Here is a 26,922-nt window from a genome sequence, read left to right on the forward strand (position 1 = left end):
CCGTCCTCACTGACTGACGACGACATACGAGTAGACGAGGTAGTTCGCAGGCATGGCCAAGATCCTTAAGTTCGACGAGGACGCCCGTCGCGCCCTTGAGCGCGGTGTCAACAAGCTCGCCGACACCGTGAAGGTGACCATCGGCCCCAAGGGCCGCAACGTCGTGATCGACAAGAAGTTCGGCGCCCCGACCATCACCAACGACGGCGTGACCATCGCCCGCGAGGTGGAGCTCGAGGACCCGTACGAGAACCTGGGCGCCCAGCTCGTCAAGGAGGTGGCGACCAAGACCAACGACATCGCGGGTGACGGCACCACCACCGCGACCGTGCTGGCGCAGGCGCTGGTCCGCGAGGGCCTGCGCAACGTCGCCGCCGGCGCCTCCCCCGCCGCGCTGAAGAAGGGCATCGACGCGGCCGTCAAGGCGGTCTCCGACGAGCTGCTCTCCTCCGCCCGCGCGATCGAGGGCAAGGAGGACATCGCCGCCGTCGCCGCCCTGTCCGCGCAGGACAAGCAGGTCGGCGACCTGATCGCCGAGGCGATGGACAAGGTCGGCAAGGACGGTGTCATCACCGTCGAGGAGTCCAACACCTTCGGGCTCGAGCTGGACTTCACCGAGGGCATGGCCTTCGACAAGGGCTACCTGTCGCCGTACTTCGTCACCGACCAGGAGCGGATGGAGGCCGTCCTCGACGACCCGTACATCCTCATCCACCAGGGCAAGATCGGTTCGATCCAGGACCTGCTGCCGCTGCTGGAGAAGGTCATCCAGGCCAACTCCTCCAAGCCGCTGCTGATCATCGCCGAGGACGTCGAGGGCGAGGCACTCTCCACCCTCGTGGTCAACAAGATCCGCGGCACCTTCAACGCGGTCGCGGTCAAGGCCCCGGGCTTCGGTGACCGCCGCAAGGCCATGCTGGGCGACATCGCCACGCTGACCGGCGCCACCGTCATCGCCGAGGAGGTCGGCCTCAAGCTCGACCAGGCCGGTCTCGACCTGCTGGGCTCCGCCCGCCGGGTCACCGTCACCAAGGACGAGACCACCATCGTCGACGGCGCCGGAGACAAGGCCGAGATCGAGGGCCGGGTCGGCCAGATCAAGGCCGAGATCACCAGCACCGACTCCGACTGGGACCGCGAGAAGCTCCAGGAGCGCCTCGCGAAGCTGGCCGGCGGCGTCTGCGTGATCAAGGTCGGCGCGGCCACCGAGGTCGAGCTGAAGGAGAAGAAGCACCGCCTGGAGGACGCGATCTCCGCGACCCGCGCGGCCGTCGAGGAGGGCATCGTCTCCGGCGGTGGCTCCGCGCTCGTGCACGCGGTCAAGGTGCTCGGCGACAACCTGGGCAAGTCCGGCGACGAGGCCACCGGTGTCGCCGTCGTGCGCCGCGCCGCGGTCGAGCCGCTGCGCTGGATCGCCGAGAACGCCGGCCTGGAGGGCTACGTCATCACCTCCAAGGTCGCCGAGCTCGACAAGGGCCACGGCTTCAACGCCGCCACCGGCGAGTACGGCGACCTGGTCAAGGCCGGCGTCATCGACCCGGTGAAGGTCACCCGCTCCGCCCTGGAGAACGCGGCGTCCATCGCCTCCCTGCTGCTCACGACCGAGACCCTGGTCGTCGAGAAGAAGGAAGAGGAGCCGGAGGCCGCTGCCGGCGGTCACGGCCACAGCCACTGACGCACACCCGCGTCCGAGGCCCCTTGAGGCCCCGAGGGCCCGCCACCCCGTTCACGGAGTGGCGGGCCCCGGTCGTTCCCGCGGTGGATTCCCGCAGTGGCCGGCCCGCGCCGCGCGGTCAGCCCTTCGGGTCGAACCGGCCGGTCCGGCTGGAGGCCGCGCCGAAGAGGGCCGGCGGCACATGGCGGGCGAGCGAGACCGCCACCTTGTAGCGGGCCGACGGCACGCTGATCGTGCGGCCCCTGGCCAGGTCGCGCAGGGCGGTGGCGACGACCGCGTCCGCGTCGAGCCAGGCCCACGACGGCAGCCGGGAGGCGTCCATGCCGGCCCGGGCGTGGAACTCGGTGCGCACGAACCCCGGGCACAGGGCGACGAAGCGCACCCCCGAGCCGCGCAGTTCGTGCGACAGCCCTTCGGTGAACCGCACCACCCACGCCTTGCTCGCGCCGTACGTGCCGCGCGGCACATAGGCCGCGACCGAGGCGACGTTCACCACGAAGCCGCGCCGCCGCTCCCGCATCCCCTCCACCGCGGCCGTGGTCAGCCGCAGCACCGCCTCGCAGTGCACCTTGATCATCCGCACCTCGTCCTCGACGGGCACGTCGAGGAAGGTGCCGCCGTGGCCGAACCCGGCGTTGTTCACCAGCACGTCCACCGGCCGGGCGGAGTCGCGCAGCCGCGCCTCGACCGCCTCGATCCCGGTGTCCGTCGCGAGGTCGGCGGCCAGCACCTCCACCTCGACGCCGTGCCGCTCGCGCAGGTCCGCCGCGAACCGGGCGAGCCGGTCGGCGTTCCGGGCGACCAGCACCAGGGCGTGATCGTCGGCGGCGAGCCGGTGGGCGAAGGCCGCGCCGAGGCCCGCGGTCGCCCCGGTCACCAGAGAAGTCGTCATACCGCCACCCTAGAAGGGCCGGGCCGCGCCTGGCGCCCCGCCGCGGTCAGCGGTCCAGCCGCCGCCGGATCTGCGCCCGGTCCGCGGCCGGGAAGGCGGCCAGGTCGACCAGCAGCGGCAGCAGTTCGGGCTCGCTGGTCACCGCGCGGAACGCCATCGCCACGGTCACCTCGTGCGCCGGCCGGTCCACCACGTCCACCGCGTCGCCCGCGCTGACCTCGCCCGGCTCGATCACCCGCAGATACGGTCCCGGCCGCGCGGCCCGCACGAACCGCCGGGTCCACCCGCCCTCCGCCAGCCATCCGGCGAAGGTGGCACACGGGATGCGCGGGCAGGACACCTCCAGCAGCGCGGAGCCGATCCGCCAACGCTCCCCGATCAGCGCCGCGTTGACGTCGATCCCGGCCGTGGTCAGGTTCTCCCCGAAGGAGCCGTTGGGCAACTCCCGGCCCAACTCCTCCTGCCAGCGGTCCAGATCCTCCCGGGCGTACGCGTACACGGCCTGGTCGTCGCCGCCGTGGTGCTTCACGTCGTACACCCGGTCGCCCGCGAGCCCGACCGCGCCGGTTCCCTTCGGACCCGGCGCCGCCACGGCCACCGGACCGGGGACCGGCCGCTTGTCGATACCGGTCGCGGGCAGCTGCTTCCACCGATTCGGCTGCGGCCGACCGATGTTGACGGTCAGCACCTTCCAGTCCATCGCCCGCCGCCCCTTCGTCAGTCCGCCGCGAGGACGTACGGAGTGGTGACGGCCAGCGCGGCGAAGCCCAACCGCTCCAGGATCGGCCGGCTCTGGTCCGAGGCGTCCACCTGGAGGTAGCGGCAGCCGCGCGCGGCGGCGATACGGGCCCGGTGCGCGACCAGCGCGCGGTAGATGCCGCGGCCGCGCCACTCCTCGACGGTGCCGCCGCCCCACAGGCTCGCGAACTCCGTGCCCGGGTGGAACTCCATCCGGGCGCCGCACACCGGCCGCTCGCCCGCCATCGCCACGGTCATCTCCACGTCGGGACCGCCCACTTCGGCCAGCAGCCGCTCCCTCAGACGGGCGGAGTCCGTGCCGAACGCCTGGTCGTGCACGTCCGCGATCAGGTGCACGCCCGCCGCGTCCGTCACCGGCTCCAGCCGGACACCCTCCGGCGCCGGGGTGTCCGTCGGCAGCGCCGCGATCTCCGCGACCATCAGGGTCTCCGGGGGTTCGGCGGTGAACCCCGCGGCGGTCAGGCGCTCGGGGAGGTCCGCGGGCAGGTCGTACGAGTACAGCTTCCACTCGAACTCGCGGCCCTTGCCTTCGGGGGAGCGCAGCCATGTCCGCTGCGCGGCGATCGCCCGGTCGGCCTTCGCGCCCTCCTCCGCGGTGAACCCCGACCACACGACTCCGGCCCATCCGTTCGGGCCGTCGCCCTCGACCAGACGCACGACCCCCTCCGCCGTCACCGGTCCCGCCCCCCGCCGGATCTGCCCGTCAAACGTCTCCCGCAGCTGCCCCATGTCCATCCCCGCACTCTAGGGCGCCCCTGTCCCCCCGGGCTCCCTCTTTTCCCCGCCCCGGGACCTTGCGGCCGGTGGGTGGTTGGTGGCGCAGTTCCCCTTGCCCCGGGGGGACCCGGGCATATCCAGGGGCGCGTGGGGGTACCTCCCAGGCGAAGCTCTGGGGGAGAACGGCGCGACAAGCCACCCACCGGGAGGTGGTCCCGGAGCCGACAGTACGAGGCACCCCGGGGGGTCAGGGGCCCCTCAGGGAGCAAGGGCGTTCAGGACCCGCTCCACGTCGGCAGACGTGTTGTGGAGGTGGACCGCCAGACGGATGGCGCCGAGGGGCGCGGAGAAACGGATGCCGGCGGCGGAAAGACGGCTCGGGTAGGAGGAGGGCGCCCCCGGCACCGAGACGATCGCCGAGTCCCCCGGTACCGCGGGGTACCCGAGCGCGGCGAACCCTTCGCGCAGGCGCGCCGCGAGCGCGAGGTCGTGGGCGCGGACGGCGTCCACACCCAACTCGGTGAGGAGCGAGAGGGACGCGGCGGCACCGACGAACGGCAGATACGCCGGGCGGGAGTCGAAGGCGTGCGCGGCGGCCGCGAACCGCTCGATCGGGCCGTAGCAGTTCGCCCAGCGGTCCGCCGCGGCGTACCACCCGGCGGAGCCGGCGGACAGGGCGCCCTCCGCCCCTTCCCGCACCGTGAGGAAGCAGGCCCCGTGCGGGCTCACCAGCCACTTGTAGCCGTGGGCCACCACGAAGTCGTAGTCGTCGGCGCACAGCGGCAGCCACCCCACCGACTGGGTGCCGTCGATGAGGACACGGGCCCCGGCCGCCGCGGCGGCCGAGCGGATCGCCGGGAGGTCGGCCACCCGGCCGTCCGCGGACTGCGCACCGCTGACCGCGACCAGCGCGGTGGAGGGCCGGACCGCGTCGGCGATCCCCTCCAGCGGCACCAGCCGCAGCTTCAGGTCCGCGCGGGCCGCGAAGGGCTGGACCAGCGAGCTGAAGTCCCCCTCGAAGGCGACCACCTCCGCCCCGGCGGGCAGCGCCGCGGCGATCAGGCCGACCGCCTCGGCGACGGTACTGGCCAGCGCCACCCGCTCGACGGCGACGCCGACCAGCCCGGCGTACGCGGCCCGCGCGGCGGCCACCGCGGCTTCGTATCCGTCGAGGTCGGGCCGGCCGGCCGCCCACGCGTCGACGGCGGACCGCAGCGCGGCGGCGGTGCGGGCCGGCGCCAGCCCGTGGCTGGCCGTGTTGAGGTACCCGGGCGCGATGCCCGCGTACTCGGAGCTGACGATTTCCTGGAAGCGGGAGGCGTCGGTGTCCATGACTCCTGAGCCTGACGGCCCACCGTCCCAAAGTCCATCAACGATGTCTGTCGTGTGCACCCAAGCTCCGCTTATGGTTGTGGGGTGATCGAGGCACGACATCTACGAGTGCTGCGCGCGGTGGCCCGTACCGGTTCCTTCTCCGCCGCGGCCCGCGAACTGGGCTGTACCCAGCCGGCGGTGAGCCAGCAGATGAAGGCGCTGGAGGGCGCGGCGGGCACCCCGCTGCTGGTCCGCGGTGCCCGCGAGATGCGGCTGACGGAGGCCGGCGAGGTGCTGGTGCGGCATGCGGCGGGCATCCTCGCCGGGCTGACCGCGGCCGAGGAGGAGGTCGCGGCGATCGCCGGGCTGCGGGCCGGACGGGTCCGGCTCGCCTCCTTCCCCTCGGGCAGTTCCACGCTCGTGCCGACCGCGGTGGCCGATCTGCGCGCCCGCCATCCGGACACCCGCGTCTCGCTGGTCGAGGCGGAGCCGCCCCGGTCGGTGGAGATGCTGCGGGCCGGCGACTGCGACATCACGCTCGCGTTCCGGTACGTGGACCTGCCGACCCCGGCCGAGGAGTCCTGGTCGGACCTGGTGGTGCGCCCCCTGCTCACCGACCGCCTGGTCGGCCTCGTCCCCGAGGACCACCGGCTGGCGAAGGCGGGAACGGAGCCGGGAGCCGAGACGGAGAGCGGGGCGCGGACAGCGGCGGTGGCGGACACGCGTGCCGCTGGGGGCCCGCACGGCTCCCGCGAGGGCAGGGCGCCCGTGCCGTACGCGGAGCTGGCCGCCGAGCAGTGGATCGCCGGCTGCCCGCGCTGCCGCCGGCACCTGGTCGAGGTCTGCGAGCGGGTCGGCTTCACCCCCCGGATCGACTTCGCGACGGACGACTACCCGGCGGTGGTCGGCCTGGTCGCCGCCGGTCTGGGCGTGGCCGTGCTGCCCGAACTCGCCCTCGCGGCGGTGCGGACCGACGGGGTGGCCGTGCTGGAGATGGCCCCCGCGGTGGAGCGCGAGGTCGTGGCGCTCACCCTCCCCGACCTCGCCCACGTACCGGCGGTGGACATGATGCTCACCCGGCTGAGCCGGGCGGCGCTTCGTTCCCGAGTCCCCCGATGACCCCCCTCCGATGACCGAGCCCCCCGACACCCCCGGTGGGGCCCGTACGGACCTCGTCTGAAAAATCGATTCTTCGGAACGGTCGCGGTGTCCGGCGGTCAGTAGATGCGCACCGGTTCGGTGTCGCGATCGGGCTCCATGCCCAGGTCGGGCTCGCCGTCGTACGGGTCGTAGTCGTCGTGGCTGTCGTGGCCGGCGTGCGGGCCGTCCTCGTCGGCGTCCGCCGCGGCTTCGGCGGCGTCGGCCTCCTCCAGGTCCGCGTCGGCGTAGCGCTCGTACCGCTTGCGCTCGCGGTCCCGCTCACGTTCGCGCTCGCGTTCGTCGTCGTCCCGGTCACTGGCGCGGTGGCGCGAGCGGCCCATCATGGCCTCGCGCTCGTCCTCGGTGAGCCCGCCCCACACTCCGTACGGCTCGCGTACGGCCAGTGCGTGGGTGGCGCACTCCGCGCGGACCGGGCAGCGCATGCACACCTCCTTGGCGGCGGCCTCGCGCGCGCTGCGGGCGGCGCCGCGCTCGCCCTCGGGGTGGAAGAACAGCGAGCTGTCGACGCCGCGGCAGGCGGCGACGAGCTGCCAGTCCCATAGGTCCGCGTTGGGGCCGGGAAGGCGGGAGAAGTCTGCCATTGCTCATCCCCTCGAAGCGTGGGTGACGGCCTGGGAGGTCGGCTTTGCTCAGCCGTACGTCCGACCGTACATCTACTGTCGTAGTAGATGTAAATATGACTCATCGCCAATCTAGCGGCGATTACCCCCCACACCAGAAAAGAGCCGCCAAACAGTGCAAACTCCGGCATAAGACCCGTTTGGCAGAATTCGCGAACCCGATCGCTGCGCCGCGCGGGTGGCGCGCCACCCCTCGCGCGGCTGAACCATGCTGCCCGTCGCCTCGGAAATCACGGCCGCCTCGCCCATCTGACCTGCGACATGGTCGATCCGTACACGCATGATCACGTAGAGTGCACACGACTGCGATCCGACGTCGTAACTCTTTCGGGTGAGGGTCGTTGAGTGTGGCGGAAGCGGTTGGCGGGATCACGTGATTCGGGCACTTGCCCGAGCCGTCAGCCCCAACGGTGAAGATTCGTACTTCGTACAGCCTGGAGGCACAAGTGACGCGGTTCAGCTGCGGAGGGCGGTCATGACTTCCGTCCTCGTCTGCGACGACTCCCCGCTCGCCCGAGAGGCCCTGCGCCGCGCGGTGGCCACCGTGCCCGGCGTCGAGCGCGTTACCACCGCGGCCAACGGCGAGGAAGTCCTCCGCCGCTGGGGTGCCGACCGCTCGGACCTCATCCTGATGGATGTCCGCATGCCCGGCCTCGGCGGCGTGGAGACGGTACGGCGGCTGCTGTCCGCCGACCCCGGCGCCCGCATCATCATGCTCACCGTCGCCGAGGACCTGGACGGGGTGGCGCTCGCCGTGGCGGCCGGTGCCCGCGGCTATCTGCACAAGGACGCCTCGCGCGCCGAACTGCGGGCCACCGTCACCCAGGCGCTCGCCGACCCGACCTGGCGGCTCGCCCCGCGCCGGCTGCGCTCGGCCGAGATGGGCGCCGCGCCCACCCTGACCGCCCGCGAGATCCAGGTGCTCGAAGGGATGAGCCACGGCCGCTCCAACGCGGAGATCGGCCGCGAGTTGTTCCTGTCCGAGGACACCGTCAAGACGCACGCCCGGCGGCTGTTCAAGAAGCTCGGTGCCTCCGACCGGGCGCACGCGGTCGCCCTCGGCTTCCGCTGGGGCCTGGTCCGTTAGGGCCGTGTCCCGGTGGGTGTCGGCGGGTCCATTCGGTCGCCCGGACCCCCGGCCGACCTCGGCGAACTCCCGTGGAACTGCCGCGGGAACGCCGGGAAGTCACCGGCGGGTCCTCGGTTTCCCGGGGGAGGACGCATGCTTGACGTATGGACTTCCTCGGGGATCGGTGGGGGCCGGGTATGGCGGAGATGACGGCGGCGGGCGCGCGAGCGCGGCCGTCCGCGCCCGCCCCCGGTGTGAACGGCGGGCCTGACGCCGCGCGGAGCGCGCCTCCCGGTGCGGCTTCGGCAGCCTCGGCTGCTCCGGCGGTGCCGGGTGCCGTGCCAGGCGCGCGGTCGTCCGTTGCCGCGCGCGGCACTTCGTCCGCGGCGCCGTCCGCGGCGCGGTCCGGAACCGGGTCCCCGGCAGGGTCCGGAACGGGCGTCGCGACCGGCGCCGCGACCGGGTCCGACGCCGCGGGCGACTCCGTCCCGGAGACCGGGTCGGAGGCTCCGTCGGGTGCCGTGCCGGGCGGACCGCATAACGCTTCGGTGCAGAAGTACGGCCGCGATGCGGCGAATCGTCCGGTGGCGAGGCACCATGGGGGGATGCGTGACGACGACCCCCCGGCCATCGGTGCCCTCGTTCGTCGCGCGGTCGACGGGGATCAGCGGGCCACCCACGACCTGCTCGCCGCCGTTCACCCCCTCGCCGAGCGCTACTGCCGGACCAGGCTGTCCCGTCTGCCCGGTGACGCGCGGCACTTCGTGGACGACCTTGCCCAGGAGGTCTGCCTCGCGGTGCTGTGCGCGCTGCCCCGCTACCGCGACCTCGGCCGCCCGTTCGAGGCGTTCGTCGTATCGATCGCCGCGCACAAGATCGCCGACCTCCAGCGGGCCGCGATGCGCGGCCCCGGCGCCGCGGTGCCGTCCGACGAGATGCCGGAGAAGCCGGACGACTCGCTCGGGCCCGAGGAGCGCGCGCTGCTCAACAGCGACGCGGCGTGGGCCCGCAAGCTGCTCGCCCGCCTCCCCGACCACCTGCGCGAGCTGGTGCTGCTGCGGGTCGCGGTGGGCCTGAGCGCGGAGGAGACCGGGCAGGTGCTGGGCATGTCGCCGGGTGCCGTCCGGGTCGCCCAGCACCGCGCGCTCAGCCGGCTGCGGGCGATCGCGGAGGAGTCCGGCGCGGTGTCGGCCGAGACGGACGCATCGGGCCTGAGCGCGTAGCCGTTCCGGGTTCAGCGGTTTCAGCCCTTCCGGGGCCGACCGGTCCGGGAGGCTCGTTCCCGCTCACGCGTTCCCGGGCGGCCGTCCGCGGGCGGCTGTTCGCGGGGAGCCGCCGTTCCGGGGCGCCCGCGTCCCCCGGCGGTGCGGGCGATGCGCGGGGGTGGCGAAGCCGACAGACCGGGCGGCTCCGGGCGGTCAGGGGAATAGCGGCAAAGCCACTACCATTGAGCAACTCGCCGGGCAAGACCATTCGGGAAGGTGTCATGTCGCTGAACGCCGACGGAGTAGCCGAGAAGTTCGCCACGCTCGGGCTCACCTACGACGATGTGCTGCTGCTCCCGGGGGCGTCCTCGGTGCTGCCGCACCAGGTGGACACCTCCTCCCTGATCTCGCGGAACGTCCGGGTGAACATCCCGCTGCTCTCCGCCGCGATGGACAAGGTCACCGAGGCGCGGATGGCGATCGCGATGGCCCGCCAGGGCGGCGTCGGCGTGCTGCACCGCAACCTCTCGGTCGAGGACCAGGTCAGCCAGGTCGACCTGGTCAAGCGCTCCGAGTCCGGCATGGTCACCGACCCGATCACGGTCCGGCCCGACGCCACCCTCGGCGAGGCCGACGCGCTGTGCGGCCGGTTCCGGATCAGCGGCGTGCCGGTCACCGACGAGGCCGGGCGGCTGCTCGGCATCGTCACCAACCGCGACATGGCCTTCGAGTCCGACCGCAACCGCCAGGTCCGCGAGGTCATGACCCCGATGCCGCTGGTCACCGGCAAGGTCGGCATCTCCGGCACCGACGCGATGGCGCTGCTGCGCCGGCACAAGATCGAGAAGCTGCCGCTGGTCGACGACGAGGGCCGGCTCAAGGGCCTGATCACCGTCAAGGACTTCGTCAAGGCCGAGCAGTATCCGCACGCCGCCAAGGACGTCGAGGGCCGGCTGCTGGTCGGCGCGGCCGTCGGCGCGAGCCCCGAGGCGCTGGACCGGGCGCAGGCGCTGGCCGGCGCCGGCGTCGACTTCCTGGTGGTCGACACCTCCCACGGCCACAACAGCAACGCGCTGGACTGGATGGCGAAGATCAAGTCCAGCGTCCAGGTCGACGTGGTCGGCGGCAACATCGCCACTCGCGACGGTGCCAAGGCGCTGCTCGACGCAGGCGTCGACGGTGTCAAGGTCGGTGTCGGCCCCGGCTCGATCTGCACCACCCGGGTGGTCGCCGGCATCGGTGTGCCCCAGGTCACGGCGATCTACGAGGCGGCGCAGGTCTGTATCGACGCCGGTGTCCCGGTGATCGGCGACGGCGGCCTGCAGTACAGCGGCGACATCGGCAAGGCGCTGGCCGCGGGCGCGAGCAGCGTCATGCTCGGCAGCCTGCTGGCCGGGTGCGAGGAGTCGCCCGGGGAGCTGCTGTTCATCAACGGCAAGCAGTTCAAGTCCTACCGCGGGATGGGCTCGCTCGGCGCGATGCAGTCGCGCGGGCAGGCCCGGTCGTACTCCAAGGACCGCTACTTCCAGGCCGACGTCTCCTCCGACGACAAGCTCGTTCCCGAGGGTGTCGAGGGGCAGGTCGCCTACCGCGGTCCCCTCTCGGCGGTCCTCCACCAACTGGTCGGCGGGCTGCGGCAGACCATGGGGTACGTCGGCGCGGCGGGCATCGCCGAGATGGAGTCCAAGGGGAAGTTCGTCCGCATCACGGCCGCGGGGCTCAAGGAGTCCCACCCGCACGACATCCAGATGACCGTCGAAGCCCCCAATTACCACGGCTGAAGCCGGACCGGACCGCCCGGGTCGCCTGGTTGCCGATCTGCCCGGACCTTGCGGTCCGCGGGCGGCTTGTCGCGCAGTTCCCCGCGCCCCTGGATCACTGCGGCTGCTTCCGGGGCAGGCAACCCACCCGGGGGGACCCGTCATACTGGGCTGCGCAGGACGGACAGAGAGGCGTAGGACGTGACTGAGATCGAGATCGGGCGGGGCAAGCGGGGCCGCAGGGCGTATGCGTTCGACGACATCGCCGTGGTGCCCAGCCGGCGGACCCGGGACCCCAAGGAGGTCTCGATCGCGTGGCAGATCGACGCCTACCGGTTCGAGCTGCCGTTCCTGGCCGCGCCGATGGACTCGGTGGTCTCCCCCGAGGCGGCGATCCGGATCGGCAACCTGGGCGGCCTCGGGGTGCTGAACCTGGAAGGGCTGTGGACGCGGTACGACGACCCGGAGCCGCTGCTCGCGGAGATCGCCGAGGTCGACGACTCCCGGGCCACCGCGCGGCTCCAGGAGATCTACGCGGCGCCGATCCGCGAGGAGCTGATCGGCCAGCGGATCAAGGAGGTGCGCGACGCCGGGGTGACCACGGCGGCGGCGCTGTCGCCGCAGCGTACGGCGCAGTTCTCCAAGGCCGTGGTGGACGCGGGCGTCGACCTGTTCGTGATCCGCGGCACCACGGTGTCGGCCGAGCACGTCAGCGGGTCGCACGAGCCGCTGAACCTGAAGCAGTTCATCTACGAGCTGGACGTGCCGGTGATCGTCGGCGGCTGCGCCACGTACACCGCGGCGCTGCACCTGATGCGGACCGGGGCCGCGGGCGTGCTGGTCGGCTTCGGCGGCGGCGCCGCGCACACCACGCGGAACGTGCTGGGCATCCAGGTGCCGATGGCGACCGCCGTCGCGGACGTCTCGGCGGCCCGCCGGGACTACATGGACGAGTCCGGCGGCCGGTACGTACACGTCATCGCGGACGGCGGCTTCGGCGCGAGCGGCGACCTGCCCAAGGCGATCGCGTGCGGCGCGGACGCGGTGATGATGGGCTCCCCGCTGGCCCGCGCCACCGACGCGCCCGGCCGCGGCTTCCACTGGGGCATGGAGGCGGTCAACACCGAACTGCCGCGCGGCAAGCGGATGAACCTCGGCACCGCCGGGACCACCCAGGACATCCTGCTCGGCCCGTCGCACGCCCCTGACGGCTCGATGAACTTCTTCGGCGCCCTGCGCCGCTCGATGGCCACCACCGGCTACTCGGACCTGAAGGAGTTCCAGCGCGTCGAGGTCACCGTGTCGCCGACCCACCACCGCTGAGACCGGGAGCACCGGAACCGGAGCACCCGACCGGGAGCACACGAAGGGGCCCGTATCGCGTCCGCGCGGTACGGGCCCCTTCGTCATGCGGTGGTGGCGGCGGCTCAGCTTTCGCCCATCCGCTTGGCCAGGCCGAAGGCGGCGAGCGCGGCGAAGATCAGGAAGAAGACCCGCATCGCGCCGAAGTCCGACTTCCACGCCTTGAAGAGGGTGCCGAAGTGGTGGAAGAGCAGCTGGCTGACGGAGAGGTCCCCGCCCTGCTGGCTGATGTAGTGGCTGATGACCAGCGCGCCGCCGAAGATCTCGCCGAACATCACCGAGAGCAGCGCGAGCACGATCGCCACGAACGGCAGCGCGAGGTTGCGGCCGCCGACCTTGCCCATCGCGACGCCGATCAGCGCGCCGACCGCGAGCGCCGCGTAGCGGAACTCGACCGTGGTGCCGTCGCTCTTGGCCATGGCGCGCAGCAGCCCGCCGTAGGCGAGCGCCGCGACGATGGCGACCACGACGCCGGCCACGATGCCCAGGCCCACGTTGTCGCGGTGCTGGGCGACCGCCGGCGGCGGGTAGGCGTTCGGGTTGAAGGCGGGTGCGGCCTGCGGAGCGCCGTACGGGTTCTGCGGCTGGTTCTGGGGCTGGCCGTACGGGCTCCCGGCCGGCGGCTGGCCGTAGGGGCTGCCGGGCGGCTTCGGGGTGAACGGGTTCTGGCCGGAAGGCTGTTGCGGAGGTGGGAAGTTGGCGCTCACGAAAGGTTCCCCCGGGGACGGAAGCGGGTATCGCACAAGGTTGCGCAGGTGCGAAACAGTGACGCCGAAATCTAGCAGGGGGGGATGACAATCGGACAAGATGCTTCATCTGCTCGTTACAGGACCACGACAAGTGTGCGCAACCTCAGCCCCACGGGACCCTGTTGTCCCGTCCCGCGCCCGGGGGGCTACAGCCGGGCCGCCGCTCCCGCGGGGGTCGCGCCCCTGGTGTCCAGCAGGAGTTGCGCCTTGACCGCCAGCCCCTGGAGGTCGTAGGTGCGGTGGTGCTGGAGCAGCAGCGTCAGGTCGGCGTCGGCGGCGGCCTCCCACAGCGAGTCGGCGCGCGGCACCGGATGGTCGAGAACGCGCCACTGCGGCACGTACGGGTCGTGGTAGCAGAGTTGGGCGCCCAGTTCCATCAGCCGGGTGCCGATCTCCCGGGCCGGCGCGCCCTCCTGGTCGGCGAGGTCCGCCTTGTAGGTGACGCCCAGCAGCAGCACCCGGGCGCCGCGCAGCGACTTGCCGTGCTCGTTGAGCAGGGCCGCGGCGCGCTGCACCACGTAGCGCGGCATGCGGCCGTTGACCTCCTGGGCGAGTTCGACCATGCGCAGCGGGTGGCCGGGGGTGCGCGGGCGGCCGGTGCCGCCGCCGGTGCCGGTGGCGAAGTGCGGCGCCGCGTTGGGGTCGAGGGGCACCGCGTGGCCGCCGACGCCGGGGCCCGGGCGGAACGCCTGGAAGCCGAACGGCTTGGTCTCCGCGCAGCGGATCACGTCCCACAGGTCGACGCCGAGGTCGTGGCAGTAGACCGCCATCTCGTTGGCGAAGGCGATGTTGACGTGCCGGTAGTTGGTCTCCAGCAGCTTGACCGCCTCGGCCTCGCGCGGGCCGCGGGCGCGTACCACCCGCTCGCTCAGGCGGCTGTAGAAGGCGGCGGCCGCCTCGGTGCAGGCGGGGGTGAGGCCGCCGACCACCTTGGGGATGTGGGAGAGCGGGAAGTCGCGGTTGCCGAGGTCGAGCCGGCCGGGGGAGTAGGCGAGGTGGAAGTCGCGGCCGGCCCGCAGCCCGCCGGCCTCGATCAGCGGCCGCAGGTACTCCTCGGTGGTGCCCGGGTGCACCGCCGACTCCAGGACGACGGTGGTGTGCGGGCGCAGGTGCCCGGCGAGCGCGCGGGCGGCGGCGGCGACCGCGGTCAGGTCCAGCGCGTGGTCCTCGCCGAGCGGGGTAGGAGCGCAGATCACAGCGGTTCTGACCCGGCCGAGCACCGCGGGGTCGCTGGTCGCGCGGAAGCCGCCGGCCAGCATCCGGCGCAGTTCGGCCGCGGCCAGGGTGCCCGGTGGCACCCGGCCGGCGTTGATGTCGGCCACGACGGCCGGATCGGGGTCGTAGCCGATGGTGCCGATACCGGCGGCGGTGGCCGCCTGCGCGAGGGGGAGACCGGTATGGCCCAGTCCGAGTACGGCGAGGTCTGCGGGCATCGTTGCGGGTCCTCTCCCTGGAGCCGACCCTCGGTGAGACACACAAAGAGGCTCACAGATGGTTTTAAAACAGGTTAACCAGACAAATCACTGATATGACCACACGGCGCGCCGGGCAGCGCTGGCCGGTCGGCGCGGGTGCGGTCACTATCGAGAGGGAGCGGGTAGGTACGCGGCGGCCCGATCCGACCGCGCCACCAGCCGCGGAACACGCTGCGGCGGCGACGCCACGGCACCGATCGGCAGGCGGCAGCGCGACACCGAGCGACCGCGAGCGACACCGAGACACCGAGCGACACCGCAGCGACGCAGTCACGGAGGCACGGATGCGTACGACATCACTCGGCCCGGCGGAAAGGGCCCAGGCTCTCGCCCGGATGGCCGAGCACGAACTGGACATCCTGGTCGTGGGCGGCGGCGTGGTCGGCGCGGGCACCGCGCTGGACGCCGCCACCCGCGGCCTGTCGGTGGGCCTGGTCGAGGCCCGCGACTGGGCGTCCGGCACGTCGAGCCGGTCGAGCAAGCTCATCCACGGCGGCCTGCGCTATCTGGAGATGCTGGACTTCGCCCTGGTCAGAGAGGCGCTGAAGGAGCGCGGCCTGCTGCTGGAACGGCTGGCCCCGCACCTGGTCAGGCCGGTGCCGTTCCTCTACCCGCTCCAGCACAAGGGCTGGGAGCGGCTCTACGCCGGCTCCGGCGTGGCGCTCTACGACGCGATGTCGATCTCCTCCGGGCACGGCCGCGGCCTGCCCGTCCACCGCCACCTCAGCCGCAAGCACGCGCTGCGGATCGCGCCCGCGCTGCGCAAGGACGCCCTGGTCGGCGCCCTGCAGTACTACGACGCCCAGGTCGACGACGCCCGCCTGGTGATGACGCTGGTGCGCACCGCGGCGTCGTACGGCGCGGTGGTGGCCAACCAGGCCCGCGTGGTCGGGTTCCTGCGCGAGGGCGAGCGGGTGGTCGGCGCCCGGGTCGAGGACCTGGAGGCCGGCGGCGAGTACGAGGTCAGGGCCCGTCAGGTGGTCAACGCGACCGGGGTGTTCACCGACGACACGCAGGCCCTGATCGGCGAGCGCGGCCAGTTCCACGTCCGCGCCTCCAAGGGCATCCACCTGGTCGTGCCGAAGGACCGCATCCACTCCAGCACCGGGCTGATCCTGCGGACCGAGAAGAGCGTGCTCTTCGTCATCCCGTGGGGCCGGCACTGGATCGTGGGCACCACCGACACCGACTGGGACCTGGACAAGTCGCACCCGGCCGCGTCCAGCGCCGACATCGACTACCTGCTCGAACACGTCAACTCGGTGCTCGCCACCCCGCTGACCAGGGACGATGTCCAGGGCGTGTACGCGGGCCTGCGGCCGCTGCTGGCCGGCGAGTCCGACGCGACCAGCAAGCTGTCCCGCGAGCACACCGTCGCCCACCCGCTGCCGGGCCTGGTGGTGGTGGCCGGCGGCAAGTACACCACCTACCGGGTGATGGCCAAGGACGCGGTGGACGAGGCCGTGCACGGCCTGGACCGCAAGGTGGCCGGCTGCTGCACCGAGGAGGTGCCGCTGCTCGGCGCCGAGGGCTACCAGGCGCTGTGGAACGCCCGGGCCCGCACCGCCGCCCGTACCGGCGTGCACGTCGCCCGGGTGGAGCACCTGCTCAACCGGTACGGCACGCTCTCCGAGGAGGTGCTGGCGCTGATCGCCGAGGACCCCTCGCTCGGCGAACCGCTGCCCGCCGCCGACGACTACCTGCGCGCCGAGATCGTCTACGCGGCCCAGAGCGAGGGTGCCCGTCACCTGGAGGACGTACTGACCCGCAGAACGCGTATCTCGATCGAGACCTTCGACCGCGGCACCGGAAGCGCGCGCCCCGCCGCGGAGTTGATGGCACCTGTGCTGGGCTGGGACCAGGCGCAGATCGACAAGGAAGTCGAGTACTACGAGAAGCGGGTCGAGGCCGAGCGCGAGTCGCAACTCCAGCCCGATGACCAGACCGCGGACGCCGCTCGGTTGGGCGCGCCCGATATCGTGCCTCTCTAGGCGCCAAGTTCGCCTGGGCGCAAGACGGGAGGCGCCCGCGGGGGATCGGAAGGGCACGACATGAATGGGGCCGGACACGGCGACGAAGGGCGGCTCGTCGCGGGCCGCTACCGGCTGCTCGAACGCATCGGCCGGGGTGGGATGGGCACGGTGTGGCTGGCCGAGGACGAACTCCTCGGCCGGCGGGTCGCGGTGAAGAAGCTGCACCCGCCGCAGCCGCACATGGACGACGAGGAGATGGCCACCCTCTTCGAGCGCACCAGACGCGAGGCCCGGGCCGCCGCTCGGATCAGCCATCCCAACGTGGTGGTCGTGCACGACGTGGTCGACGACGCGGGGCTGCCGTCGATAGTGATGGAGTACGTCCCCTCGGTCACCCTGGGCGAACGCCTCAAGGCGCAGGGCCCGTTGGAGCCGGCCGAGGCCGCCCGGGTGGGCCGCGGCATGGTCGCCGCGCTGCGCGCCGCCCACCGCGCCGGGGTGCTGCACCGCGACGTGAAGCCCGGCAACGTGCTGCTCGGCGAGGACTCCCGGATCGTCCTCACCGACTTCGGCATCGCCCAGGCGTCCGGCACCTCGACCCTCACCCGCACCGGCGAACTCATCGGCTCCATCGACTTCCTGAGCCCGGAGCGGATACGCGGCGTCCTGCCCGGGCCCGAGTCGGACCTGTGGGCGCTGGGCGCGACCCTGTACCAGGCGGTCGAGGGCATCTCGCCGTTCCGCCGCCCCACCGCGATCGAGACCGCGTACGCCATCGCCGAGGAGCCGCTCGAACCGCCGGGCAAGGCCGGGGTGCTCGCCGACCTCATCGCCGGACTGCTCGTCAGGGACCCGCAGCAGCGGCTGTCGGCCGAGGAGGCCGAGCGGATGCTGCGGCTGCCGGCCGCGGAGACGGACACCGCGGAGGTGGAGCGCGAGCGGTTCGGCGCCGAGCAGTCGCCCCGCACCGGGACCACCGTCGTCACACCGCTGGGCACCGGCACGGCGGCCGGCCCGCAGCAGGGCGCGGACGCCGCTCAGGAGCACCCTGACGGTGCTGCGGGAGCCGCGGGCGGCCCGGGGACGCCGGGCGGCCCGGGGGAGCCCGAGCCGGGCGGGCAGGGCCGGGACGAGGACACACCGCGGAGCCCGCAGCACGGCGACTCGCTCGCCTCCCACCGGTCGGGCACCGCCCCGCGCCGCCGACGCCGCGCCCTGCCGTGGATCGCGGCCGTCGCCGTGGCCGCCGTGGCCGCCGGCGGCGCGCTGTACGCCGTCCACCGCTCCCACAGCGGCGGCGCGGACGACTCCGCCGTCGGCAGTCCGACACCGACCGCTCCGACCAGCGCCCCGGCTCCCACCACGGCCCCCGCGCCGACCACACCGCCGCCGCCGAAGCTCCCGGCCGGCTACCGGCTCGCCACGGAGCAGCACGACGGCTACGACTACTCCGTGCCCGTGCCCGAGGGGTGGACCAGGTCCACGCCGAACGGCAGCGACGAGGTCGACTGGCTCACCGATGACGGGCTGGTCGGGCTGAAGGTCAACGCGCTGCCGTTCGGCAGTACCGACCCCCTGGAGCACTTCGAGGAACTGGAACCGCAGACCGAGAAGCAGGTCGACGGCTACCACCGCAAGCGGATGGACCGCACCCTGGTCCTCGGCGAGCGGGCCGCGCTGTGGGAGTTCACCTTCAAGGGCAAGATCCGCGACTGGCACGCCATCGACATGGGCTTCGGCAAACCGGGCGGCACCGAGTACGCGATCTACCTGTCGGCCCCCGAGGCCCAATGGCAGCAGTGGCTACCGGTGTTCAACAACGCCGTCGCCGGATTCCGGGCCATGGACTGACCTGCCGGGTTCGCATGCACCTTCCCCGTTCGGGGATGATGGGTAGCCGAACCGCCCGACAACCGCCGCCGGTGAAGCCGTTGGCGGCTGCCGCCATCCGGCACGCGCGCAGGCCCGCACCGGTGCGCGCCGCCACCCCGGGAACCAGGCACCCACCCGGAAGACACGACAGAGGGATTCCATGAGCGAGGACGAAGGTACCGACGGACGCCTGCTCGCCGACCGGTACCGCCTCGGTGGCGTGCTCGGCAAGGGCGGCATGGGCACCGTGTGGCGCGCGGTCGACGAGACGCTCGGCCGCAACGTCGCCGTGAAGGAACTGCGCTTCCCCGGCAACGTGGACGAGGACGAGAAGCGCCGCCTGGTCACCCGCACCCTGCGCGAGGCGAAGGCCACCGCGCGCATCCGCAACACCGGCGCCATCACGGTCTTCGACGTCGTCAAGGAGGACGACCGGCCGTGGATCGTCATGGAGCTGGTCGAGGGCCGCTCGCTGGCCGACGCGATCCGCGAGGACGGGCCGCTCACCGCCAGGCGCACCGCGGAGATCGGCCTGGTGCTGCTCGACGTGCTCAAGGCCGCGCACGCGGAGGGCATCCTGCACCGCGACGTGAAGCCGTCCAACGTGCTGCTCGCGGAGACCGGCGACGACGAGGAGGGCCGGGCCTCGGGCAGCGGGCGGGTCGTGCTCGGCGACTTCGGCATCGCGCTGATCGACGGCGACCCGTCGGTGACGTCCACCGGCATGCTCGTCGGCGCGCCGTCGTACATCTCGCCCGAGCGGGCCCGCGGCCAGAAGCCCGGGCCGCCCGCCGACCTGTGGTCGCTCGGCGCGCTGCTGTACGCCTCCGTCGAGGGCCACCCGCCCTACGACAAGGGCTCCGCGATCGCCACCCTCACCGCGGTGATGACCGAGCCGGTCGGGCCGATGAGCAACGCCGGGCCACTCGCCGAGGCGATCAACGGGCTGCTGGTCAAGGACCCGGACCGGCGGCTGGACGACGCGGGCGCGCGGCGGCTGCTCAACGCCGTGGTGAACGCCCCGGACCAGCCGGTCGAGCCGGCCGCCGACGCGACCAGCGTGATGCCGATGCCGTCGGTGCCGCCCACCGTGGGCGCCGCGATCGACCCCCAGCCCGTGCCGACGGACGCGCCGCCCGCCGCCCGCAAGGCCGCGATCGACCAGGCCAGGGCACGCGAGGCGCTGCGCGCGCTGCGCAAGGCGACCGACCGGAAGGTGCCCGCGGGAGCGGGCGCGGCGGCCCCGGCCGGACCGGCGCGCGCGCCGCTGAGCGACGTGGTGCCGCGCCGCACCATGGTGATCGTCGTGGCCTTGGTGGTGCTGGCGCTGCTGGGCACCGTGATAGGCATCGCGATAGCCAACTCCGGTGGCGGCGACGGCAAGAGCGGCAAGGGCGCGTCCGGCGGCGGCACGCCGAGCACCTCCGCCCAGGGCACCGACAAGAACGCGGCCAAGGAGAAGGGCCAGGGCCAGGACCCCGACGGCGCGGCCGGGTCGCCCGGCACGGCCGGCACGACCGCCTCCACCACCCCGCCGGCCTCCGGGTCCGGCACCGACGCCCTCCCCCAGGGGTGGCACACCTTCAAGGACTCCGAGGGCTTCTCGATCGCGCTCCCCGCGGGGTGGAAGCGGGTCGGTGACGACGGCTACGGCGTCGGCTCGCGCTTCAAGGGCAGCGGCGGCGAGAACCTGCTGGTGGACTGGACTCACAGCCCGGGCAAGAGCGCCCTGCACAACTGGCAGGTCTCGGCGGCCGCCGCGCCGGGGCAGATGAAGAACTACCACCAGATCAAGGTGGCCTCCGCGGACTACCGTGACTACGACGCCGCCGACTGGGAATACACCCGGCAGCAGAACGGCAAGGCCGTACATGTCCTGAACCGCGGCATGGTGACGGACAAGAAGCACGGCTACGCCCTGATGTACACCACCCCGGCCGGCGCGTGGGGCAGCGACGTGAACCAGCACAGGCTCGCGACCTTCTTCAGTACCTTCAAACCGGCCAAGTAGGCGGGGCGAAGCACGTAAGGTGAGTGCGTGTGGACTGTCCGCAGCCGGATACGGACCGACTCGCCGTCGGAAGTGTCCGGACCTGAAAGGGCCTGACCGTTTCGGGTGCGCGGGCGGATGAGCGAACGGGCGGGCCGGAAGGGGGGCGCCGTGGAGGAGTACGCAGGACGGGTGCTCGCTGAGCGCTACCGGCTGCCCCGGCCGCCCGCCGACGAGTTCGAACTCGTCGAGAGCCGCGCCTTCGACACCTACAGCGGCCAGGAGGTCCTGGTCCACCAGGTGCTGCTGCCCGAGGTGGTCAGCGCCGACCCCGGCGAGGAGGGCCCCGGCGGGTCCGACGGCGCCGAGGGGCTGGACGAGAGCGCCCGGCGCGCCCTGGAGGCGGCCCGCACCGCGGCCGCCATTCCCGACCACCCGCGGCTGGTCCAGGTCTTCGACATCTTCGTCGAGGACGGCAGCCTGTGGATCGCGAGCGAACTGGTGTCCGCCCGGTCGCTGGCCGCGTTACTCGCCGAGCGCCCGCTGGACGCCTACCGCGCCGCCGAGGTCGCCTCCGACGTGCTGACCGCGCTGCGCGCCCTGCACGCCACCGGCTGGACGCACCGCAACGTCACCGCGAGCACCGTGCTGGTCTGCGACGACGGCCGCGCGATGCTCGCCGGCCTGGCCGCGGGCGCCGCCCAGGAGGCGCTGTGCGGATACGACCCGGTGCCCGAGCAGGTGCTCGCCGGCGGCACCGACGCGGACTCCGACGACTGGCACGGCCCGCGGTCCGCGCTGGAACAGGAGCGGGCCCGGCAGAACCGCATCACCGTGGTCGGCGCCGTCACCGAGCGCTGGGCGCCCGAGCAGGCGCACGAAGTGCACGAGAACTGGCGGCTGTCCCCGCCGGTCGGCCCGGCCGCCGACCTGTGGGCGCTCGGCTCGCTGCTGTTCCGCAGCGTCCAGGGCCACCCGCCCTTCCCCGAGGAGAGCGCGGCCGAACTCGTCCAACTGGTCTGCGCGGAGCCGCCGGCCTTCGCCGAGGAGTGCGGCCCGCTGCGGCCGATCGTGGAGTCGCTGCTGCGCCCGGACCCCGAGGAGCGGCCGGAGGCAGAGGAGCTGGGCGGCTGGCTGCGCTCGCTGATCCGCTCCGCGCCCGAACCCGACCTCGGCGTCAGCACCGTGCAGGTGCCCACCGACCCGGCGAAGCTGCCGGTGAAGCGGCGCCGGGGCGAACTGGTCCGGCGGCGCCGGCGGAAGGCGGGCGCCGAGGCGGAGGCGGGTGCCCAGCACCGCAGGCACGCCCGCGGCAAGCAGGCCAAGGTGGGCCGCCCGCCGAAGCCGCCCAAGCCCGCCAAGCTGCCGAAGGCGCCGGGTGCCACCACCGCCCTCGGGATGTCCGGCACCGGTCCGGCCCCCGCCGCGCCGGTCGCGCCGACCGCGTCGATGGAAGCGACCCGCCCGGCCAAGGCGGCCCGGCAGCCGCGCCCGTCCGTGCCGGACCAGCCCACCGCCGGCCGTGGCGGCCCGCGCACCGCCGCCCGCCCGCACATCCACGAGGAGGACGTCGTCTACCGGCGTCCCGACGGCAGCGACGACTCGCCGCGCCGGCTCGGGGTGCGGCTGCTGATCGCGGTGCTGGTGATCCTCGCGGCCGCGGTGGCGTACGCCCTGCTGGTGATGCCGCACCGCGGCGACTCCTCCGACGGCGCGAAGGCCGACCGCAGCGTGCCGGCCCGGATGCCGAACCCCGGTGCCGGCAAGGGCGACGGCAAGGGGGACGGTTCCACGGCGCCGTCCACCGGCACCTCCGCGCCCGCCGGCAAGTCCCCGACCAAGCCCGCGAAGACGGCGCCCGCCTCCCCGTCGGGACCCGCGCTCGGCCCCGGCTACGCGCTGCGGCACGACGCGGCCGGCTTCTCCGTCGCGGTGCACACCGGCTGGCAGCGCTCGGGCCCCAACGCCCAGGACGAGGTCACCTACTCCGGCGACGACCTCCAACTCACCGTCGTCCCCGGCCGCGACAAGTCCTCCGCGCGCGGCACCGACCCGGTCGCCTACCAGCTCAACGAGCCGGAGCTGTCCGACTTCCGCTCCTCGTCCTGGTCCTCCGCGTCGGGCCTGCAGTCCCTGACGCTCGACGGCCACCCGGCGGCCGAGGGCGAGTACACATACCGCAACTCCAGCGGCCAGGGCGTGTACGCGCGGAACCTCGCCATCCTGATCGACGGCAAGTACCACATCGTGCTGGTCACCGGCCTGGACAACCAGCGGACGGCGGTCCAGCAGGCGTTCGACAAGGCCGTCCAGACCTACACCGCGAACTGACCCCGGCCCGGCCCCAGGTCCGACGGTCCGTCAGCCCGCCGCCCGTTCGCGGTCCCGCTCGTTCGCCGGTCCGTGCGTGCGGCCGCCGTCCGCCCGCCTGTTCGACCATGCTGACCTGCGAAGATCACCACGATGCCATTGCGCGCTGGCGTGGTTGCAGAAGTCACGGAGAAAAAAGCTACTGATGGGTACCCACGGCGGGCCGGTCGCCGTACCCTCACCGGCATGACGGATTCGCCGGAAAGCGTGACACGCAGTGCCTCCCTCACCGACGGCAGCACCGACAACCCCGTCGCGCCGCAGCCCGCCACCGCACGCGGCCCGCGGGATGTCGTCACCCCCGACCTCGTCGCCCGGCTGACCCGGGGCGTGCTCGGCTCCGGCCGCACCGCCGGCCACACCCCGCTGACCGGCGACAAGCTCGCCGACCTGCCCGAGGCCACCCCGGACGACGTCGCCGAGGCGTACCGCCGCGCCCGCGCCGCCCAGACCGGCTGGGCGGCGACCTCCGTACGCGAGCGCGCCCGGGTGCTGCTGCGCTTCCACGACCTGGTGCTCGCCCGGCAGGCCGAAGTCCTCGACCTGATCCAGCTGGAGACCGGCAAGGCGCGGCTGCACGCCCACGAAGAGGTGCAGGTGGTCGCGATGGCCGCCCGGCACTACGGCTTCAAGGCGCCCGCCTACCTCAGGCCGAAGCGGCACACCGGCGCCGTGCCCACCCTCACCAAGGCGCTCGAAGTGCGCCAGCCGCGCGGGGTGGTGGGGCAGATCGCGCCCTGGAACTACCCGCTGGAGCTGTCCGTCGGCGACGCGCTGCCCGCCTTCGCGGCGGGCAACGCGGTGGTGATGAAGCCCGACACCGAGACCGCGCTGACCGCGCTGTGGGCCCGCCGGCAGCTCATCGAGGCCGGGCTGCCCGAGGACGTCTGGCAGATCGTGATCGGGGACGGCCCGGTGGTCGGCCCCGCGGTGGTCGAGCACGCCGACTACGTCTCCTTCACCGGCTCCACCCGCACCGGCCGCGAGGTCGCCCAGCGCGCCGCCGCCCGGCTGGTCGGCGCCTCGCTCGAACTCGGCGGCAAGAACGCCCTGCTGGTGCTGCGCGACGCCGACCTGGACCGGGCCGCGGCCGGCGCGGTGCGGGCCTGCTTCGCCTCCGCCGGGCAACTGTGCATCTCCATCGAGCGGTTGTTCGTGCACGAGTCGGTCGCCGACGCCTTCACCGCGAAGTTCGTCGAGCTGACCCGTTCGCTCAAGCTCGGCACCGCGCTGGCGTACGGCGCGGGCATGGGCTCGCTGGTCGGGCCGCGGCAGCTCGACGTGGTCACCCGGCATGTGGACGAGGCCCGGGAGAAGGGCGCCGCGGTGCTCACCGGCGGCCGCCCGCGCCCCGACATCGGCCCGTACGTCTACGAGCCGACCGTGCTCACGGGCGTCGAGGCCCCGATGGCGGTGTGCGCCGAGGAGACCTTCGGCCCGGTGGTGTCCGTCTACCGCTTCCACGACGAGGACGAGGCGGTCGAGCGCGCCAACGCCACCGAGTACGGCCTCAACTCCAGCGTGTGGACCCGCGACGTCCGCCGCGGCACCGCGCTCGCGGCCCGGCTGCGCTCCGGCACGGTCAACGTCAACGAGGCGTACGCGGCGGCCTACGGCAGCGTGCGGGCGCCGATGGGCGGCATGAAGGACTCCGGGCTGGGCCGCCGGCACGGCTCGGAGGGCATCGTGAAGTACACCGAGGCGCAGACCATCGCGGTGCAGCGGCTGATGCCGATGGGCCCGGCGTTCGGCATGAGCGACGAGAAGTACGCGGCGCTGCTCAACGCCTCGCTGCGGCTGATGAAGGGGCTGCACATCCGCTGAGCGCGGCCCGGCTCCCGACCCGCGCCGGCTTCCCACGCGACCCGACCCGACCCCGCTCGACGACCGATCCTCCGGAGGACCAGGTGGCACAGGAAGACGGCTACGACTACGACGTCATCGTCGTCGGATCGGGCTTCGGCGGTGCGGTGTCCGCGCTGCGGCTGACCGAGAAGGGTTACCGGGTCGGCGTGCTGGAGGCGGGCCGCCGCTTCACCCGCGAGGAGCTTCCGAAGAACTCCTGGGACGTGCGCAACTACCTGTGGGCGCCCTCGCTCGGCCTCTACGGCATCCAGCGCATCCATGTGCTGGGCAAGGTGCTGGTGCTGGCCGGCGCGGGCGTCGGCGGCGGTTCGCTGAACTACGCCAACACGCTGTACGTCCCGCCGGCCGCGTTCTTCCAGGACCGTCAGTGGGGCGCGATCACCGACTGGCAGCAGGAGCTGGCGCCGTACTACGACCAGGCCAAGCGGATGCTCGGGGTGCGGCTCAACCCGACGATGACGCCGTCCGACGTCCATCTGAAGTCCGCCGCCGAGAAGATGGGCGTGGGGGAGAGCTTCCACCTCGCGCCGGTCGGGGTGTTCTTCGGCGACGGGCGGGACGCCTGCGGCGGCGAGGGGGCCGGCGGCGAGGGCGACGGGACCGGCGGGCCGGGCGCGGCGCCCGGCGAGGAGGTCGCGGACCCGTACTTCGGCGGCGCCGGGCCGCGCCGGCGGGCCTGCGTCGAGTGCGGCGAGTGCATGACCGGCTGCCGGCACGGCGCGAAGAACACGCTCAACGAGAACTACCTCCACCTGGCGGAGCGGGCCGGCGCCGAGATCCGGGCGATGACCACCGTCGTCGAGCTGGCCGACGACCCGGCGGGGGGCTACCGGGTCACCACCGTGCCCACCGACCGGCGCAGGAAGGGCGCCCGCGGCGTGCTGCGGGCTCGCCAGGTGGTGGTCGCGGCCGGCACCTACGGCACCCAGACGCTGCTGCACGCCATGCGGGACTCCGGCCGGCTGCCGCGGATCTCGGCCCGGCTGGGCGAGCTGACCCGGACCAACTCCGAGGCGCTGGTGGGTGCGCAGACCTCCGCGTCCCGCTACCGCAAGCGCCACCCGGACCGCCCGCTGGACTTCACCCGGGGCGTGGCCATCACCTCGTCGGTGCACCCGAACGACCACACCCACATCGAACCGGTCCGCTACGGCCGCGGCTCCAACGCGATGGGCAACCTGTCGATCATGGCCGCGCCGTACCGCGGGAAGCTGCCGCGCTGGGCGGAGTTCGCGGTCAACTACCTGCGGCACCCGGCGGTCGCGTTCCGTTCGCTGTCGAACTTCCGATGGTCGGAACGGACGATCATCGGACTGGTGATGCAGACCAGCGACAACTCGCTGACCACCTACCGCAAGGACAAGGGCCTGGGCAAGGGGCTGCTGACGGCACGTCAGGGCCATGGCGCCCCGAACCCCGTGCACATCCCCGAGGGCGCGCGGGCGGCCGAGCTGATCGCCGAGGAGATCAACGGCTTCGCGGGCAGCAACGTCGGCGAGGCCACCGACCGGCCGATGACCGCGCACTTCCTGGGCGGCTGCCCGATCGGCGCGGACGCCGACCACGGCGTGATCGACCCGTACCACCGGCTGTTCGGGCATCCGGGCATCCATGTGGTCGACGGCGCCGCGGTCTCGGCGAACCTCGGCGTCAATCCCTCGCTGACGATCACCGCACAGGCCGAACGGGCGATGTCGCTGTGGCCGAACAAGGGCGCGGCGGACCCCCGGCCGTCCCAGGGCGAGGTGTACCGCAGGATCGCCGCGGTCGAGCCGGTCTCCCCGGTGGTGCCGGCGGACGCGTTCGGCGCGCTGCGGCTCACGCTGCTGCCGATACCCCGAGTCCCTCGGGCGGAAGAAGCGCCGCAGGTGCCCAAAACGCCCTGAACACGCTGTAATGTGTCACTCGCAGAGCGGCCGGTCCCGGGCGTCCCCGGGAACCGACCGCCTCTTTAGAGTCGTGACCGGGCTGCTGTCCCCTGCCGTCCGGCCACTCGCACCGATGCGAGGTCCCACGGCGGCCACATTGCCGCGGCCGCCTCATCGCACCGGCTCACACCCCGCCTAGCTGCGTCTAGGCGGTGTCCATTTCCA

General features: G+C 73.1%; 18 protein-coding genes and 1 pseudogene. 12 read left to right on the forward strand and 7 right to left on the reverse strand.

The window, feature by feature from the left end; all coding sequences use genetic code 11:
- The first annotated feature begins 52 nt into the window (after positions 1-52).
- A complete protein-coding gene (gene groL, locus OG370_RS25705) occupies positions 53-1,675 on the forward strand; it encodes a chaperonin GroEL (protein WP_328468166.1) in 1,623 nt (540 codons plus the stop codon).
- Positions 1,676-1,793: 118 nt separating this feature from the next.
- Here groL and OG370_RS25710 read toward each other — a convergent pair whose 3' ends face one another.
- The 4 genes from OG370_RS25710 to OG370_RS25725 form a co-directional block, all read right to left on the reverse strand.
- Positions 1,794-2,567, reverse strand: a complete 774-nt coding sequence (locus tag OG370_RS25710; protein ID WP_328468168.1) for an SDR family NAD(P)-dependent oxidoreductase — start codon at positions 2,565-2,567, stop codon at positions 1,794-1,796.
- A gap of 46 nt (positions 2,568-2,613) precedes the next feature.
- Positions 2,614-3,267 carry an MOSC domain-containing protein gene (locus OG370_RS25715; protein ID WP_328468170.1) on the reverse strand — a complete coding sequence of 218 codons (654 nt, stop codon included), beginning with the start codon at positions 3,265-3,267 and terminating at the stop codon, positions 2,614-2,616.
- Positions 3,268-3,284: 17 nt separating this feature from the next.
- Positions 3,285-4,061: a GNAT family N-acetyltransferase gene (locus OG370_RS25720; protein WP_328468172.1), complete on the reverse strand. Its 777-nt coding sequence runs from the start codon at positions 4,059-4,061 to the stop codon at positions 3,285-3,287.
- A 240-nt stretch (positions 4,062-4,301) separates the two neighbouring features.
- Positions 4,302-5,375: an aminotransferase class V-fold PLP-dependent enzyme gene (locus OG370_RS25725; RefSeq protein WP_328468174.1), complete on the reverse strand. Its 1,074-nt coding sequence runs from the start codon at positions 5,373-5,375 to the stop codon at positions 4,302-4,304.
- An 84-nt stretch (positions 5,376-5,459) separates the two neighbouring features.
- On the opposite strand from OG370_RS25725, the gene OG370_RS25730 reads away from it, so the two are divergent.
- Positions 5,460-6,476, forward strand: coding sequence for a LysR family transcriptional regulator (locus OG370_RS25730; RefSeq protein ID WP_328468176.1), 1,017 nt, complete (start codon positions 5,460-5,462; stop codon positions 6,474-6,476).
- Positions 6,477-6,817: 341 nt separating this feature from the next.
- Here OG370_RS25730 and OG370_RS25735 read toward each other — a convergent pair.
- Positions 6,818-7,099: pseudogene (locus OG370_RS25735) on the reverse strand (WhiB family transcriptional regulator); the annotation flags it as partial.
- Positions 7,100-7,613: 514 nt separating this feature from the next.
- On the opposite strand from OG370_RS25735, the gene OG370_RS25740 reads away from it, so the two are divergent.
- The 4 genes from OG370_RS25740 (at position 7,614) to OG370_RS25755 (ending at position 12,495) form a co-directional block, all read left to right on the forward strand.
- Positions 7,614-8,225: a response regulator transcription factor gene (locus OG370_RS25740; protein WP_003948568.1), complete on the forward strand. Its 612-nt coding sequence runs from the start codon at positions 7,614-7,616 to the stop codon at positions 8,223-8,225.
- A gap of 587 nt (positions 8,226-8,812) precedes the next feature.
- Positions 8,813-9,430, forward strand: a complete 618-nt coding sequence (gene shbA, locus OG370_RS25745) for an RNA polymerase sigma factor ShbA (RefSeq protein ID WP_328468178.1) — start codon at positions 8,813-8,815, stop codon at positions 9,428-9,430.
- A gap of 263 nt (positions 9,431-9,693) precedes the next feature.
- Entirely contained in the window at positions 9,694-11,193 is a 1,500-nt protein-coding gene (guaB, locus tag OG370_RS25750) for an IMP dehydrogenase (protein ID WP_328468180.1), read from the forward strand.
- 180 nt (positions 11,194-11,373) lie between these two features.
- Positions 11,374-12,495, forward strand: a complete 1,122-nt coding sequence (locus tag OG370_RS25755; protein ID WP_328468184.1) for a GuaB3 family IMP dehydrogenase-related protein — start codon at positions 11,374-11,376, stop codon at positions 12,493-12,495.
- A 104-nt stretch (positions 12,496-12,599) separates the two neighbouring features.
- On the opposite strand, the gene OG370_RS25760 is transcribed toward OG370_RS25755, so the two are convergent.
- Together OG370_RS25760 and OG370_RS25765 are read right to left on the reverse strand one after the other, a co-directional pair.
- Positions 12,600-13,241, reverse strand: a complete 642-nt coding sequence (locus OG370_RS25760; protein WP_328468186.1) for a hypothetical protein — start codon at positions 13,239-13,241, stop codon at positions 12,600-12,602.
- A gap of 188 nt (positions 13,242-13,429) precedes the next feature.
- The gene (locus OG370_RS25765; protein ID WP_328468188.1) at positions 13,430-14,716 is read right to left on the reverse strand and encodes a nucleotide sugar dehydrogenase; all 1,287 of its coding nucleotides are present in this window, start codon (positions 14,714-14,716) and stop codon (positions 13,430-13,432) included.
- A gap of 326 nt (positions 14,717-15,042) precedes the next feature.
- Between OG370_RS25765 and OG370_RS25770 the strand changes: the two genes are divergently transcribed.
- The 6 genes from OG370_RS25770 (at position 15,043) to OG370_RS25795 (ending at position 26,715) form a co-directional block, all read left to right on the forward strand.
- Positions 15,043-16,749, forward strand: a complete 1,707-nt coding sequence (locus OG370_RS25770) for a glycerol-3-phosphate dehydrogenase/oxidase (protein WP_328468190.1) — start codon at positions 15,043-15,045, stop codon at positions 16,747-16,749.
- Positions 16,750-16,809: 60 nt separating this feature from the next.
- Entirely contained in the window at positions 16,810-18,582 is a 1,773-nt protein-coding gene (locus tag OG370_RS25775; protein WP_328468192.1) for a serine/threonine-protein kinase, read from the forward strand.
- A 181-nt stretch (positions 18,583-18,763) separates the two neighbouring features.
- The gene (locus OG370_RS25780; protein WP_328468194.1) at positions 18,764-20,614 is read left to right on the forward strand and encodes a serine/threonine-protein kinase; all 1,851 of its coding nucleotides are present in this window, start codon (positions 18,764-18,766) and stop codon (positions 20,612-20,614) included.
- Positions 20,615-20,764: 150 nt separating this feature from the next.
- Positions 20,765-22,924 carry a protein kinase gene (locus tag OG370_RS25785; protein WP_328468196.1) on the forward strand — a complete coding sequence of 720 codons (2,160 nt, stop codon included), beginning with the start codon at positions 20,765-20,767 and terminating at the stop codon, positions 22,922-22,924.
- A 225-nt stretch (positions 22,925-23,149) separates the two neighbouring features.
- On the forward strand, positions 23,150-24,787 hold the full coding sequence (locus OG370_RS25790; protein ID WP_328468198.1) for a succinic semialdehyde dehydrogenase: 1,638 nt from the start codon (positions 23,150-23,152) through the stop codon (positions 24,785-24,787).
- Positions 24,788-24,870: 83 nt separating this feature from the next.
- Positions 24,871-26,715: a GMC family oxidoreductase gene (locus tag OG370_RS25795; protein WP_328468200.1), complete on the forward strand. Its 1,845-nt coding sequence runs from the start codon at positions 24,871-24,873 to the stop codon at positions 26,713-26,715.
- Positions 26,716-26,922 lie beyond the last annotated feature (207 nt).

The sequence above is a fragment of the Streptomyces sp. NBC_00448 genome, assembly GCF_036014115.1.
GTDB lineage: Bacteria > Actinomycetota > Actinomycetes > Streptomycetales > Streptomycetaceae > Actinacidiphila.

What these genes read in the sequence shown, in the direction of transcription:
- groL (WP_328468166.1), top strand. Translation starts at nt 53, where the DNA reads ATGGCCAAGATCCTTAAGTTCGACGAGGACGCCCGTCGCGCCCTTGAG.
- OG370_RS25710 (WP_328468168.1), bottom strand. Translation starts at nt 2,567, where the DNA reads ATGACGACTTCTCTGGTGACCGGGGCGACCGCGGGCCTCGGCGCGGCC.
- OG370_RS25715 (WP_328468170.1), bottom strand. Translation starts at nt 3,267, where the DNA reads ATGGACTGGAAGGTGCTGACCGTCAACATCGGTCGGCCGCAGCCGAAT.
- OG370_RS25720 (WP_328468172.1), bottom strand. Translation starts at nt 4,061, where the DNA reads ATGGACATGGGGCAGCTGCGGGAGACGTTTGACGGGCAGATCCGGCGG.
- OG370_RS25725 (WP_328468174.1), bottom strand. Translation starts at nt 5,375, where the DNA reads ATGGACACCGACGCCTCCCGCTTCCAGGAAATCGTCAGCTCCGAGTAC.
- OG370_RS25740 (WP_003948568.1), top strand. Translation starts at nt 7,614, where the DNA reads ATGACTTCCGTCCTCGTCTGCGACGACTCCCCGCTCGCCCGAGAGGCC.
- shbA (WP_328468178.1), top strand. Translation starts at nt 8,813, where the DNA reads ATGCGTGACGACGACCCCCCGGCCATCGGTGCCCTCGTTCGTCGCGCG.
- guaB (WP_328468180.1), top strand. Translation starts at nt 9,694, where the DNA reads ATGTCGCTGAACGCCGACGGAGTAGCCGAGAAGTTCGCCACGCTCGGG.
- OG370_RS25765 (WP_328468188.1), bottom strand. Translation starts at nt 14,716, where the DNA reads ATGCCCGCAGACCTCGCCGTACTCGGACTGGGCCATACCGGTCTCCCC.
- OG370_RS25770 (WP_328468190.1), top strand. Translation starts at nt 15,043, where the DNA reads ATGCGTACGACATCACTCGGCCCGGCGGAAAGGGCCCAGGCTCTCGCC.
- OG370_RS25775 (WP_328468192.1), top strand. Translation starts at nt 16,810, where the DNA reads ATGAATGGGGCCGGACACGGCGACGAAGGGCGGCTCGTCGCGGGCCGC.
- OG370_RS25780 (WP_328468194.1), top strand. Translation starts at nt 18,764, where the DNA reads ATGAGCGAGGACGAAGGTACCGACGGACGCCTGCTCGCCGACCGGTAC.
- OG370_RS25790 (WP_328468198.1), top strand. Translation starts at nt 23,150, where the DNA reads ATGACGGATTCGCCGGAAAGCGTGACACGCAGTGCCTCCCTCACCGAC.